This is a genomic window from Streptomyces sp. NPDC086519 (assembly GCF_040686075.1).
Taxonomy (GTDB): domain Bacteria; phylum Actinomycetota; class Actinomycetes; order Streptomycetales; family Streptomycetaceae; genus Streptomyces; species Streptomyces shenzhenensis.
Genome location: NZ_JBFBJL010000010.1, coordinates 1 through 12,253 on the forward strand (window position 1 = coordinate 1; position 12,253 = coordinate 12,253).

11 protein-coding genes are annotated in these 12,253 nt (G+C 69.2%); 2 read left to right on the top strand and 9 right to left on the bottom strand.

What is annotated here, in order from left to right; translation table 11 throughout:
• Window positions 1-250 precede the first annotated feature (250 nt).
• Window positions 251-874 carry an MEKHLA domain-containing protein gene (locus tag AB0P24_RS12060; RefSeq protein ID WP_365792826.1) on the top strand — a complete coding sequence of 208 codons (624 nt, stop codon included), beginning with the start codon at window positions 251-253 and terminating at the stop codon, window positions 872-874.
• A 384-nt stretch (window positions 875-1,258) separates the two neighbouring features.
• On the opposite strand, the gene AB0P24_RS12065 is transcribed toward AB0P24_RS12060, so the two are convergent.
• From AB0P24_RS12065 to AB0P24_RS12080, 4 genes are all read right to left on the bottom strand, one after another.
• The gene (locus AB0P24_RS12065; RefSeq protein WP_365792828.1) at window positions 1,259-1,837 is read right to left on the bottom strand and encodes an NAD(P)H-dependent oxidoreductase; all 579 of its coding nucleotides are present in this window, start codon (window positions 1,835-1,837) and stop codon (window positions 1,259-1,261) included.
• A gap of 388 nt (window positions 1,838-2,225) precedes the next feature.
• Entirely contained in the window at window positions 2,226-3,440 is a 1,215-nt protein-coding gene (locus tag AB0P24_RS12070; RefSeq protein ID WP_365792830.1) for an acyl-CoA dehydrogenase family protein, read from the bottom strand.
• Between the two features lie 84 nt (window positions 3,441-3,524).
• Entirely contained in the window at window positions 3,525-4,124 is a 600-nt protein-coding gene (locus tag AB0P24_RS12075) for a flavin reductase family protein (RefSeq protein WP_365792832.1), read from the bottom strand.
• Window positions 4,125-4,262: 138 nt separating this feature from the next.
• Window positions 4,263-5,567, bottom strand: coding sequence for a helix-turn-helix domain-containing protein (locus AB0P24_RS12080; RefSeq protein WP_365792834.1), 1,305 nt, complete (start codon window positions 5,565-5,567; stop codon window positions 4,263-4,265).
• Between the two features lie 548 nt (window positions 5,568-6,115).
• Here AB0P24_RS12080 and AB0P24_RS12085 point away from each other — a divergent pair.
• The gene (locus tag AB0P24_RS12085; protein WP_365792836.1) at window positions 6,116-7,108 is read left to right on the top strand and encodes an AraC family transcriptional regulator; all 993 of its coding nucleotides are present in this window, start codon (window positions 6,116-6,118) and stop codon (window positions 7,106-7,108) included.
• 78 nt (window positions 7,109-7,186) lie between these two features.
• Here AB0P24_RS12085 and AB0P24_RS12090 read toward each other — a convergent pair whose 3' ends face one another.
• The 5 genes from AB0P24_RS12090 to AB0P24_RS12110 all read right to left on the bottom strand — a co-directional run bounded on the left by AB0P24_RS12090 (window position 7,187) and on the right by AB0P24_RS12110 (window position 12,235).
• Window positions 7,187-7,735 (bottom strand): flavin reductase family protein, encoded by a 549-nt coding sequence (locus AB0P24_RS12090; RefSeq protein WP_365792838.1) that lies wholly within the window; start codon window positions 7,733-7,735, stop codon window positions 7,187-7,189.
• A complete protein-coding gene (locus AB0P24_RS12095) occupies window positions 7,735-9,084 on the bottom strand; it encodes an acyl-CoA dehydrogenase family protein (protein ID WP_365792840.1) in 1,350 nt (449 codons plus the stop codon). Before AB0P24_RS12095 ends, AB0P24_RS12090 begins: the two co-directional genes overlap by 1 nt.
• A 534-nt stretch (window positions 9,085-9,618) precedes the next feature.
• Window positions 9,619-10,824, bottom strand: coding sequence for a thiolase family protein (locus tag AB0P24_RS12100; protein ID WP_365792842.1), 1,206 nt, complete (start codon window positions 10,822-10,824; stop codon window positions 9,619-9,621).
• A complete protein-coding gene (locus AB0P24_RS12105) occupies window positions 10,821-11,465 on the bottom strand; it encodes a CoA transferase subunit B (RefSeq protein ID WP_365792844.1) in 645 nt (214 codons plus the stop codon). Before AB0P24_RS12105 ends, AB0P24_RS12100 begins: the two co-directional genes overlap by 4 nt.
• A 2-nt stretch (window positions 11,466-11,467) precedes the next feature.
• The gene (locus AB0P24_RS12110; RefSeq protein ID WP_365792846.1) at window positions 11,468-12,235 is read right to left on the bottom strand and encodes a CoA transferase subunit A; all 768 of its coding nucleotides are present in this window, start codon (window positions 12,233-12,235) and stop codon (window positions 11,468-11,470) included.
• Window positions 12,236-12,253 lie beyond the last annotated feature (18 nt).

Sequence of the window (12,253 nt, forward strand, 5' to 3'; positions counted from 1 at the left end):
CGGCCTTCGGCGTCGAGGGAGACGTCGAGGCGCTGGACGCGGTCACCGAGGACACGCTGCCCGAGGCACTCTCCCGGTCGCGGCCGTGATCCTACGAGGGAGTACCTTGTCTCCGGTTGGTCGCGCGGCACGTATGTGCGAATGTCTCGGCTCTGTGTGCACACCGAGCCTCGCCTGGCACTGAGTTGCGGCACGTTCCCCTGTGATCCGCTCGCCCCCTCCCCGAGGGACGAACGAGAGGCCTGCATCGATGACCACGGTCTCCGACGACGCCACCGCTGACGGAATGCGAGACGTGCGGGCGTCGTCGGCCATGCCCGAGGAAAGCCCATGGGCTGGAATGAAGCCCACGGCTGCACGCAGTCGGACCGTCACCGCCGTCGGCACATCCCTGGTGTCGCAGAACCACGACGTCGCCTTCGCGCAGCTCCTCCTGTCCAGTCACCAGCGGTTGACCGGCACCCCGCTGTGTCCGTCAGAGCTTTCGCACGTCGGTGAGATGGTCCGCTGGCTCTACGAGGACGCACCGTTCGGACTCCTGGCACACGACACGAGCGCGGATCCGATCTTCACATACGCGAACACGACCGCCCAGAGATGCTTCGAATACACCTGGGAGGAGTTCACGCGGCTTCCGTCCCGGCTGTCCGCGGCTCCGGAGGGACAGAGCGACCGGGAGGGGTTCGTGCGATCGGTGACAGAACACGGGTTCGCGTCCGGCTACCGAGGCCTGAGGATCTCCAAGTCCGGCCGGAGATTCTGGATAGAGGACGTCACGATGTGGAACCTCGTCGACGCCGACGGATCACACCACGGTCAGGCTGCGGTATTCCGGTCGTGGACGGACGCACCACAGGAGCGGGCAGGCAGCTGATTCGGTCCGACGCATCGATGGGTCGACGCGCGGCCGCGGCCGAGGGCGACTTCCTCGCCGCACTCCCCCACTACGCCCCGACCGGCAGCACCGTCAGGTCGTGGCCTGTCAGCGTCGCGCCCACCTCCGCTGTCTTCTGCCGCAACCGGATGGGGGCCGCGTCCTGAGTATGCACCGGGTGCTACCACACCGCCCTGCGCCACACGGGCGGCACCAGCTCGTCGTCGATCTCGCGCGGCAGCAGCGGCTTGTCCTTCACCCGCCGCCGCGCCAGTGCGGGCAGCCGCTTCACCCCGGCCGGCACCAAGGCCGTACCAGCGCCCGTCTGCCCACGGGTTGACGAAACCGAGGGATCCCCCGCCCGTGCTGCGCCCGCCTTCGGGGTTACGCCATCGCGGGTGTGCGCAGCGGGCGCAGGGCCTCGGCTACGCGGACGAGTTCGTCGAGCATCGCCGTCGCGGAGCCGGTCATGACCTCGTTCGGCACCAGTCCCTCTTCCTCGGAGAGGAGCTGGTGCGCGAAGGGAATCGACACCGACTCGAGGACCGGCGTCATCTTCAGGGTGGTCACCACCTGCTTGATCATCTGCGCAGCCCGGGTCCCCGCGGAGACGCCGCCGTAGCTGACGAGGCCGACCGGCTTGTACTGCCACTCGCGGTGCAGGTAGTCGATGGCGTTCTTCAGCTCGGCGTTGTAGCCGAAGTTGTACTCCGGCATCACGAACACGAAGGCGTCCGCCTCCGCGACCTTGGCGCTCCAGTCACGGGTGTGCTGGTGGGTGTACTGGCCCAGGCGGGGGTGGTGCGGTTCGTTCATGAACGGCAGGTTCACCTCGGCCAGGTCGACCAGCTCGATCTCGTCGAATCCGGTGTGTTCCTTGGCGTGGGTCTCGAACCACTCGCCGATGGTGGGGCCGATCCGGCCCGGCCGCGTGCTAGCGATGATGATCTCCAACTTGGCCATGGGAAGTTCTCTGCTCCTTCGATACGGGGTGTGCGGGTGTGGGGTCTCGGAGGGCTCGACCGAACAGGTCCTGTGGCGCGGTCCAGTGACGTTCGGCGGTTGCCGCGCTAGAGCGGTCGGTGCCCGCCATGGTGCAGCCGGCGTAGACGTCAGTGTGATGCCGGGCGCGGGCAACCGCACCGCAGGGGCGCGCGCCGGGGATCGCGTCCGCCGGCGCGACGGCAAGGGCGTCGTGGTGAGTAGCAGCCGTCGCGCACCGAGCGTCTCCACCGTGGAGGCAATCCTCAGGTGTTTCTGTTTTCGAAGGAGGTCGCGGTGCTCCGCGCATCCCTGGCGGAGCGCCGCGCCTCGGACGCGGCGTGTCGAAGGAGACGAGAGGTGCGGCGGCTCAGAGGTGATCGGGGAATGCCTGATCCATTCCGAGCAGGCTGAGGGCGTACTCCTCCCGGTTCATGAGAACGTTGTTCAGACCGTGGCGGCTGGCGACTTCGATGTCTCGCCACACCCGCTGAAGCGGGTTCGACAGCGCGAAGCTTCGGGTGCCCCCGATGTCGAGGAGCAGATCGACGGCATTGCGGAAGCTGCGAGTCGCGGCAGCGGCGTCACCGCGCAGTTTCGCTCGCTCACCGACCTCGAGGATCCGGCCCTCGTGGGCCGCGCTGTCGATACCGTCGGCGGCCCGAAGCAGGTGGAAGCGTCCGGTGTCGATCGCCGTTCGCGCGTCCGCCAGAGCGAAGCGGTAGCCGGGTGCCTCACGGATGTCGCTGTACGCGGCCGAGATCGGCCGGCCGGCCTTCATCGTGTCCAGCACCAGATCCCAGGCAGCTTCGGCCATTCCCATGATCGGCCCTACGATGGCCAGACAGGCGACGGTGGCGAGCGGAGCTCGGTAGCCGGGCTCCTCCGGGAGCCATGACGGGAACTTCCTGCCCATGAAGGTGTCCAGATCGAGGGTGAACCCGCTCGGCACGAACAGGTCGTTCGCGATGTAGGTGTTGCTCCCGGTTCCGGCCATCCCCGCGATGTACCAGGTGTCCTCGATCGTGAGATCGGCCGTGGACATGAGGGCGTAGCGGACCTCCCGCACCTCTCCGGCGTCGTCCAGCACCTTGAAGGCGGTCAGCGTCCACTGTGCCTGGTGGCTGCCTGACGCGAACGGCCACTTGCCGGTGAGCCGATACCCACCGTCCACCTCGGTCGCCGCTGCGATCGGTGTGAACTGGCTGATCGCCACGTTGTGGGGATCCGTGTATACCGCGGCCCGCACGTCGTCGGGGAACAGTCCCAAGCCGAAGGCAGTGGCGTTCGCGATGAACGCCACCCATCCCGTGGAGCCGTCGCCACGGGCGAGTTCGGCGGTGACTTCGACCATGGTGCGGACACCGCCGCCGGATCCGCCGGACGCGCGCGGCGTGCATGCCTGGAAGAGACCGGCGGATCGCACCGCTTCGGTCACCTCGTCCGTGAGGCGGCGATCACGCTCTGTGCGTTCCGCGTTTTCCCGGAGGAGGGGGATCAACTCGTGTGCGGTGTGCACCAATTTCTCACGTGTACCTGCTGCGTCGGCTGCCGCTTCCGTGGCACTGACTGCGTGAATCGTCATGATGCGTCCTCCTTTTCTGGGCAGAGATCTGCCTGAATTCGGCTCCGGCCGAGGGGCCGGTCGCCAAATCGGAATGCGATCGCGCTACTGCGCGCCCGACACCAACTCGGACAGCTCACTCAACTGATGCCAAGTCCGGTTGTGGTAGATCAGCGGACGTGAGGCGTCGCTCGGGGCGGCGAAGTCCGTCGGCGCGTAGTGAGCGTCGGTGGCGTTGACGACGACGAGCGTCGAAGCTCCCGCTGCGAACGTGGCCACGATGCTGCCGCGGATGCCTACCGGGGCGGCGACGAAGTACGGCTCGCCGGTCGTCAGCCGGGTCCAGGCAGTGGTGTCCGCGAAGCGATCCGCCCCGCTTGTCGCACAAAGGCGCGCGAGGTCGACCTGACCGGCCCCCAGCAGGTGCACGACCACGGACGACGACTCCAGGATCGTCGGCGTCGCCGAGGAGAAGGCCGACACCGAGAACACGAGGAGAGGTGGCGTCGCGCTCACCGATATCACCGACGTCGCGGTCAGTGCGACCGGGCCCCGGCCGGCATCGGCGGTCACGACCGCGACCCCGCCCGCATGATTGCGGAACGCCTCGCGGAAACCATCGGCCGACAACCCCGGCTCCAGAGAGGCATCATCTATCAACGCAACGTGTTTCCGTAGGTGATCGCGAGCAGTGATTTCAGACATCGGCGGCGTCTCCAGTCAACATCGACGAAACGATGTGTTCATGGAACCCGATACGTCGGCCTGACCTCTTGCCCGATCTCACCAAAACGTTCGTCGTCGATTGCGCCGACGAACCAACGGCCTCGACTGGCGACCGGGCTACACGGCCGGCGAAGCAGAGCCCGCGTCCGGGCCGATGACGGCCGCGAGCCGCAACGCGACACCCAGTTCGAGCTGCCGGGCCCTGATGTCGTGGCCGAGCATCTCCTCCGCACGCTTGACGCGGTAGATGACCGTGTTCTTCGCCACGAACAGGGTGCGGGCCGTGTCCTGCGGTCTGCTATTGCTTCCCAGGTACGCCCGCAACGTCTCGCGCAGCACGCGCGGCGTCTCTCCACTTCCGCCCAGCTCGCCGAGCTCGTCACGCATGAAACTCAGCGCGTCGGCCGAATCGGCCGTGAGGAGAGCCACCAGGCGAACGTCGTGGAAATCCACAACCTGCCCACCCCCGATCGCGGTGGCGTTCAACTCGGCCACGCGTACTGCAGCCCGTGCCTCAGCGTGAGTGGTTCTGAATCCCTCCAAGCCGGACTGCCGCCTCCCCACTGCCACGAGGACACCGCGGAGCGCGGGGATGGTGGACGCATCCGGAGCACACTGACCCGGAACAGATGCCCAAGCCCAGACTTCCGTTCGGTCGATCGCCATCACCAGACACGCCGTCGCTTCCAAACCGCTCAGCATCGACACGGCCTCCTCACGTAGCGGAGTGGCATCTCCGGATGCGGCCGCGCTCCGCCGGAAAATCACGCCGACATGTGAGGAACTCGCCAGGTCGTAGCCGAGAACCCGGGACGCGGTCTCGGCCGAGATATCTTCGCCGGCGAGAATCGACCGCACCATCTGGTCCCGCCGCGCGTTCGCACTCGCCAGCCACCGACGCTCCTCCGCAAGGTAGAAATCGCTGATCGTCGCATGGAACGAATTCGCGAACTCGAACAGGATCGTGAACACGACCTCCAACTGTTCGGCCTGCTGCTCCGGCGGCACGAGGCGGCGGCATGCGCCGAGATACGCTTCCGCCAGCTGCTCGTTCCCCGCGCGGAACCCGCTCAGGACCTGCTCCAGGGGCACGCGACGGGGGATCAGATCGATCACGCCTTGCTCGATCTCCCGAGTGCTCCCCGATCTGTCCGGCACGCCGGACAACACCGCGAGCAGGGTGGTGATGACGAACGACTCCGAGCTGGGCCGCAACATCTGCACGGCGCGGTCCCGACCGCCCAGGAGCAGCACGTCGCTCACCTTCTCGCTGAGTTCGATCGCGAGCTCGATCGCCCAGGCCAATGGTTCTTCGCCCAGCCGGTCCAGGGCCAGTTGCCACATGTCGGAGCTGCAGGCGGGAGCGGGCAGGTCAGTCCGGGTCGGTTGCAGGCTCCGGACCCAGTACCCTTCGACAGTCATCGGTCCAACCCGTCCTTTCAGCTCGGCAGCAGCCGACCGGCCTGCCCAAGCACGTACCGGTCGCCGGTCGGAGGCAACGGCAGCCAGTAATCGATGCGCTTGACTGAGGAGCTTTCGCTCATCTCAAGCCCGTTTTGGTTTCTTGGGTGAAGTGATCAGGGCCAGCACTGCGTCGTGTCGCTCACGTGGCCGCCGAAAGCCGTCCCCGTCGGCCGTGCGGACCTTGGCGGACTGGCCTTCTCCGACCTGAGCGGGGCAGTCACCACCATGGCTATGACCTCGTTCAGGGCAGGAATACGACAATACCGCGCAGTTCATGGCTTGCAGGTCGTTACCAGGCGCCCTCTCCCTCCGTGCCGACCCGAGGCAGAGCGCGTGGGCGTGGAAGCCACCGCCGGAGGGGTACCGGTTCGGCGGTGATCGCTCCGGGTACCCTGGTAGATGTCGCGGGGCCGGAGTTGAACCGAGTCGGCAGATGTCAGGGGCGCCCACCGGCTGCTGCGGCGTTACCGCCGAGGCCGACGCAGACCCTCGAAGGGGAAGGCCGTATGAGTACGACACCCTTGTCCGATGCTCAATCGGTCCGCTTCTCCACTGCGGGCATCCCCGAGCCGGACCGGGTGGCGTCCTGGGAGGCCCACAACACCGCCTTGGTGGCGCCGATGCGCTTCCGTCCCCTGCAGTCCGTCTTCCACGCCTCCAGCGTCCGCACGACGATCGGCGCGCTCGACGTCCTGCGGACGGCCTCGACCTCGCACGTGGTCGAGCGCGACGCCGGGCACGTACGCGACCATCCCGCCGACCAGGTGGCGGTGCACATGGTCCTGCGCGGCAAGTCGGCGTTCTGCACCAGTGACGGCGTCCTCACGCTGCGCCCGGGGCAGGTTCTCCTCCACAGCGACCAGCCGTTCATGCGCGGCTACAGCGGGGACCAGCACGACGTGTCGATCACGGTGCCGCGTTCCCTGTATGCCGAATTCACCCACGGGGCGAAGCCGCCCCGGCCCCAGGTCGTCGACGTCGACGGTCCCCTGGGTGCCTGCGTGACCGCCCTCGGGCGCCTGCTCGACGGGGCCGCCCGGTCGGTGACGTCCGTGCGGGCGGACGACGCCACGATGCTGGAACTGTTGGCAACGCTCATCTCCGGGCGGGGTGCGCCCCTGTCCACGGGCGCCCACTACGCCGCCGCCCGGGAGGTGATCGAACGCCATCTGCACGACCCGGGGCTGAGCGCCACGTCCATCGCGGCCCGGATCGGCATCAGCGAGCGTCACCTCTCCCGGGTGTTCGCCGCCCAGAACACGACCGTGCCGCAGTTCGTGCGCGGTCTGCGGCTGGACCGCGCCCACCGGATGCTGGCGACGTCCGGCGGACGTGAGCGCCTCACGGTGGCCGAGGTCGCCCACAGGTGCGGCTTCGCCTCCGCGTCGCATTTCTCGACGAGCTTCGCTAAGCGCTTCGGCGTTCGCCCCACGGACCTCGCGCAGCAGGCCCGCGGCATGGCCGCCGTCATGGCTGACGGCGCGCGCCGGGCGGGCTGAGACGGGTACGGCCCGGTAGCCGGCCGGGGCCGGTACCGGGCCAGGTCCGCAGCGAACGTGATTCAGCACCTCGGGTGCTCAGGCACGCTCCGGGCCCCCGGACAGGGCTCCGAACGAGCCCCGGAAGTACAGCAGGGGAGCGGCGTCCGGGTGGCCTGCCAGCGCCACCACCCGGCCCACGACCACCAGGTGGTCGCCGATCGGGTACTCCTCGACCAGTTCGCACTCGACATGGCCCGCTGTGCCGTCGAGCAGGGGAGCGCCGGTGACCTCGCGGCGCCACCGCACCCCCGCGAACTTGTCGCCGCCGCTGCGGGCGAACGCCGTGGCGAGTTCGGCCTGGTCCTCGGCGAGGATGTTGGCCGCGAACCAGCCGGCCTCCCGGATCGTCGCGTAACTCCCGGAGGTGGCCGCCGGGGCGAACGCGACCAGCGGCGGGTCCAGTGACAGGCTCATGAAGGACTGGCAGGTCAGGCCGGCCGGGCGGCCGTCGAGCGAGGCGGTGACGACCGTGACACCGGAGCAGAACCTGCCCAGCACATCGCGGAATCGGGCCGTATCGAAGTCCGGGGTGCTGCCCGGAACGGTGTCACGGGCGGTGTCATGGGCGGTGAGCGCGGTCTTCATCAGGCACCCGCCTTCGTGGTGCCGCCGTTCACGACGGTGGTCTCGGCGTCGGTCCCGGTCCGGGCCCGGCGCGCCTCCAGGTCGGCGGCACCGAAACGAAGGTTCATGAGGTCGCGCGTCATCGGGACGGAGTGCGAGCGGTAGGCGCTGAAGTCCCGCCAGTAGCGCTCGGTACGGGTCCCCTGGCGGAGCGCGCTCGATCCGCCGGTGCGGACGAGGAGGTCCATCGCCTCGGTCACGAACCGTCCGCCCTGCCCGGACAGGTTCACCAGGCGCAGGTCGTCGGCGGGGCCGAACTCCCCCTCGCCCCGCACCTCGCGCTCGCTGAATTGGTGATACAGCTCTCCCACCTGCTGCGTCACCGCCTCGGCGGCGTCGAGCAGGGAGCACGCCTCGCCGTACCACCGCTGGTAGTGGGCGTCGTCCGCGCGCAGCCCCTGCGGATCCCACATCGGCTTCTTCTCCAGCAGCGCCGACCGGTACTCGTCGAGCATGGCCCGACCGATGCCTGTCGCGACGGCGAGACTCTCGCCGTAGAAGAAGCCCGAGAAGCGCCCCGCGTACATGGGATTGCCGTGCAGAGCCATGCCGACGGACTCTGCCCACATGTGCTCCTGCCCCTCGACCTCGCGCACGTTGCCCCGCGGCACCACGGCGTTCTCCACGCGGATGGAGGGCGAACCGCTGCCCCGCAGGCCGATGTTGTCGCCCCAGTCGTCGAGCACCGTGTAGCACGACCGGGGCACCACCGCTATGCCGAAGCGGGGCGCGCCGTCCTCGCCGGGGGGCAACGAGACGGCACCGAGCGCGTGGGTCGAGTACGGGGCCCCCGAGTTGTAGCTCCACGTGCCCGTCAGCTCCCAGCCGTCTGCGTGGGGAACCGCGCGGACCGACGGGACGACTCGGTGGGGCGCGATGAAGTGTCCGTCCTCGCCCATCGCCTCGGCCTGGACCTCAGGGCCGAACTGCGAGGAGAACACGAGCACGTTCTCCGAGCCGAGGGCCAGGCACCAGCCCGTGGAGGGGCAGCCCTGGGCTACCTCGAGGATCACCCGGTAGAACTCGGGCACCCGCAGCTCGTAGCCGCCGAAGGTCTTGGGCTGGAGCATGCGGTAGAAACCGGCCCGCTGGAAGGCCTCGTGGGTCTCCTGCGAGTAGTACGTCCGCTTCTCCGTCGCCTCCTGCTCGGAGCGGAGGTGGTCGCGCATGTCGCGGGCCCGCCGCACGAGGTCGTCGACGGTGAGGCCGGGTTCGGGCTGGGCCAGCACGCGGCCCATCGGACGAAGGGCAGCAGTCGGATGGGCCTGCGCCTGGGGGTCGACGCGTGGGGTGTCGTCAACGGTGGTCATCATCGCTCCTTGTTCTCGCCGCTTGCCCCGCCTGCCGTACCTGCACATGGCGGGACCTCCGGGCGGGCGGCCACGGATTCAGCTCCGCAACTGCGCGAATCCCGGTACGAACGAGTCTCAGGGCGCCGACTTATCCCCGTCGAAGGATCGGGCCGTACACGGCGGAAACGGGGAGGGATGGCGGATCGGCGCCTGCGGAGAGCTCGCGGTGAGCACCCCGCCCGGACCCCGGCCGGGGTGCTCACCTGGTCGCAGACCTGATCGACGCGGGTGCGAAGCCGTCGTATACGTTCCCCCGGATGAGCGCCGGGCCGGGGGTGAGCACCCCTTTGTGCGCGGTACCGGCTGGTCAGGCCGGACGGGCGGGAACAGGCAGGTGCCGAGTCGTCCGCCGGTGCGGAGAGTGGGAGAGTGCGCGTGCCGGCGCTCCGGGTGGGAAGCTCGCTCGTGTCGGGGGCAGCCTGCCCCGTCGCAGGTTCCACGGATGCGTTCCGTTTGGCGCGAAGCCGTTTTTCGGGTGGCGCCGGACGAGTGTCAGCGTTCGAGTACGAGTGCGAGGCCCTGGCCGACGCCGATGCACAGGGTCGCGACGCCCACGCCGGAGCCCTTGCGGGCCAGTTGGTGGGCGACCGTGCCGGTCAGCCGGGCGCCGGAGGCGCCGAGCGGGTGGCCCAGGGCGATCGCGCCGCCGAGCGGGTTGAGGATCTCCGAGTCAAACTCCGGCCACTCCGCGACGCAGCCGAGCACCTGTGCAGCGAACGCCTCGTTGAGTTCGAGCACGTCGAGGTCGGCGAAGGACCTGCCTGCCCGGTCGAGGGCACGGTGGACCGCCTCGACCGGTCCGAGGCCGAAGTAGTGCGGCTCGATCGCGGAGACACCGGACGCGGCGATCCGCGCCAGCGGCTCGCGGCCCGTCGCCCTCAGCCCCTCCTCATCGGCCAGGAGGAGAGCCGACGCGCCGTCGTTGAGCGTTGAGGCGTTGCCCGCCGTCACCGTGCCGCCCTCCTTGCGGAACGACGGCTGGAGCTTTGCCATCGCCTCCAGGGACGCGCTCGCCCGTACGCCCTCGTCCGCCGCGAAGAGGACCGGGTCGCCCTTGCGCCGCGGGACGGAGACCGGCGCGATCTCGGCGTCGAAGAGGCCCTGCTCCTGGGCCCGCGCGGCCTTCAGATGCGATTGCAGCGCGAACTCGTCCTGCTGCTCGCGCGTGATCCCGTGCTTGTCGGCGATGAGCTCGGCCGACTCCCCCAGCGGGACGGTCCACTGCGGGTTCATCCTCGGGTTGACCATCCGCCAGCCGAGCGTGGTCGAGTACAGCTCGGCGTAGCCCGCCGGGAACGGGACGGGCGACTTGGGCAGCACGTACGGCGCGCGAGTCATCGACTCGACGCCGCCCGCGACGATCACGGACGCGTCTCCGAGCGCGATCGCCCGGTAGCCCTGGATGACGGCTTCGAGGCCCGACGCGCACAGCCGGTTGACGGTCGCGCCCGGAACGGACGTGGGCAAGCCCGCGAGGAGGCCGGCCATGTGTGCGACGTTGCGGTTTTCCTCGCCCGCGCCGTTGGCGTTGCCGTAGTACACGTCGCCGATCAGCGACGGGTCCAGGTCCGGGGTTCGGGCGAGGAGTTCGCGGATGGTGTGCGCGGCCAGGTCGTCCGGGCGTACGGAGGCGAGGGAGCCGTTGTACTTTCCGACCGGGGTGCGGACGGCGTCGACGAGGTAGACGTCCTTGGTCACGTGAGGTCCTTTGCGACGATCAGCTCGGTGGCGGTCCTGGCGACGACCTCGCCGGCCGTGACGCCCGGTGCGGTCTCGGTCAGCAGCAGGCCGGCCGGGGTGACGTCGATGACCGCGAGGTCGGTGATGACACGGTTGACGCATGCCTTGCCGGTGAGCGGCAGCGTGCACTCGTCGACGAGCTTCGGGGAACCGTCCTTCGCGGTGTGCGTCATGGCGACGATCACGGTGCGGGCACCGTGAACGAGGTCCATCGCGCCGCCGATGCCGGTGATCATCTTGCCGGGGACGGCCCAGTTGGCGAGGTCGCCGCGGGCGGAGACCTGCATCGCGCCCAGCACCGCGACGTCGATGTGGCCGCCGCGGATCATGCCGAAGGACAGCGCCGAGTCGAAGAAGGACGCGCCCGGTAGGACCGTGACGGTCTCCTTGCCCGCGTTGATCAGATCCGGGTCGACGTCCTCCTCGTACGGGAAGGGACCGGTGCCCAGGATGCCGTTCTCCGACTCCAGGATCACCTCCACCCCGTCGGGGAGGTGGTTGGGGATGAGGGTGGGCAGGCCGATGCCGAGGTTCACGTACTGGCCGTCCGTCAGCTCGCGCGCCGCCCGCGCGGCCATCTCCTCACGCGTCCAGGCCATGGTTACGCGTCCCCTCTCGGTGTGGTGGTGACGTTCTCGATCCGCTTGTCGGCGGCCTGCTCGGGGGTGAGGGCGACCACCCGCTGCACGAAGATGCCCGGCAGGTGTACGGCGTCGGGGTCGATCTCGCCGGGCTCGACCAGTTCCTCCACCTCCGCGACGGTGATCCGGCCCGCCGTGGCGGCCAGCGGGTTGAAGTTCCGGGTGGACTTGTTGAAGACGAGGTTTCCGTGCCGGTCGCCCCGGGCGGCCCGTACGAGCGCGAAGTCGGTGCGGATGGCGCGTTCCAGTACGTACTCGACGCCGTCGAACTCCCGCACCTCCTTGGCGGGGGAGACGAGGGCGGCGCCGCCGTTGCCGTCGTAGCGCCACGGCATGCCGCCCTCGGCGACCTGGGTGCCCACCCCGGCCGGGGTGTAGAAGGCGGGGATGCCCGCGCCACCGGCGCGAAGGCGCTCGGCGAGCGTGCCCTGGGGGATCATCTCGACCTCGATCTCGCCGCCCAGGTACTGGCGGGCGAACTCCTTGTTGCCGCCGATGTACGAGCCCGTCACCCGCGCGACACGGCCGGCGGAGAGCAGGACGGCGAGGCCGGAGTCCATCGCTCCGCAGTTGTTGGACACCACCGACAGCCCGGACACGCCGGCCTCAAGGAGCGCCTGGATCAGTGCGCCCGGGACTCCGCTCAGTCCGAATCCCCCGACCGCGAGGGACGCGCCGTCCGGCACGTCCGCCACGGCCTCTGCGGCGGAGGCGATGACTTTGTTCATGGTCGTTCTGACTCCATC

Bases quoted from the DNA above. Each gene is read 5' to 3' on its own strand.
- AB0P24_RS12060 (WP_365792826.1), top strand. From the start codon at position 251: ATGACCACGGTCTCCGACGACGCCACCGCTGACGGAATGCGAGACGTG.
- AB0P24_RS12065 (WP_365792828.1), bottom strand. From the start codon at position 1,837: ATGGCCAAGTTGGAGATCATCATCGCTAGCACGCGGCCGGGCCGGATC.
- AB0P24_RS12070 (WP_365792830.1), bottom strand. From the start codon at position 3,440: ATGACGATTCACGCAGTCAGTGCCACGGAAGCGGCAGCCGACGCAGCA.
- AB0P24_RS12075 (WP_365792832.1), bottom strand. From the start codon at position 4,124: ATGTCTGAAATCACTGCTCGCGATCACCTACGGAAACACGTTGCGTTG.
- AB0P24_RS12080 (WP_365792834.1), bottom strand. From the start codon at position 5,567: ATGACTGTCGAAGGGTACTGGGTCCGGAGCCTGCAACCGACCCGGACT.
- AB0P24_RS12085 (WP_365792836.1), top strand. From the start codon at position 6,116: ATGAGTACGACACCCTTGTCCGATGCTCAATCGGTCCGCTTCTCCACT.
- AB0P24_RS12090 (WP_365792838.1), bottom strand. From the start codon at position 7,735: ATGAAGACCGCGCTCACCGCCCATGACACCGCCCGTGACACCGTTCCG.
- AB0P24_RS12095 (WP_365792840.1), bottom strand. From the start codon at position 9,084: ATGACCACCGTTGACGACACCCCACGCGTCGACCCCCAGGCGCAGGCC.
- AB0P24_RS12105 (WP_365792844.1), bottom strand. From the start codon at position 11,465: ATGGCCTGGACGCGTGAGGAGATGGCCGCGCGGGCGGCGCGCGAGCTG.
- AB0P24_RS12110 (WP_365792846.1), bottom strand. From the start codon at position 12,235: ATGAACAAAGTCATCGCCTCCGCCGCAGAGGCCGTGGCGGACGTGCCG.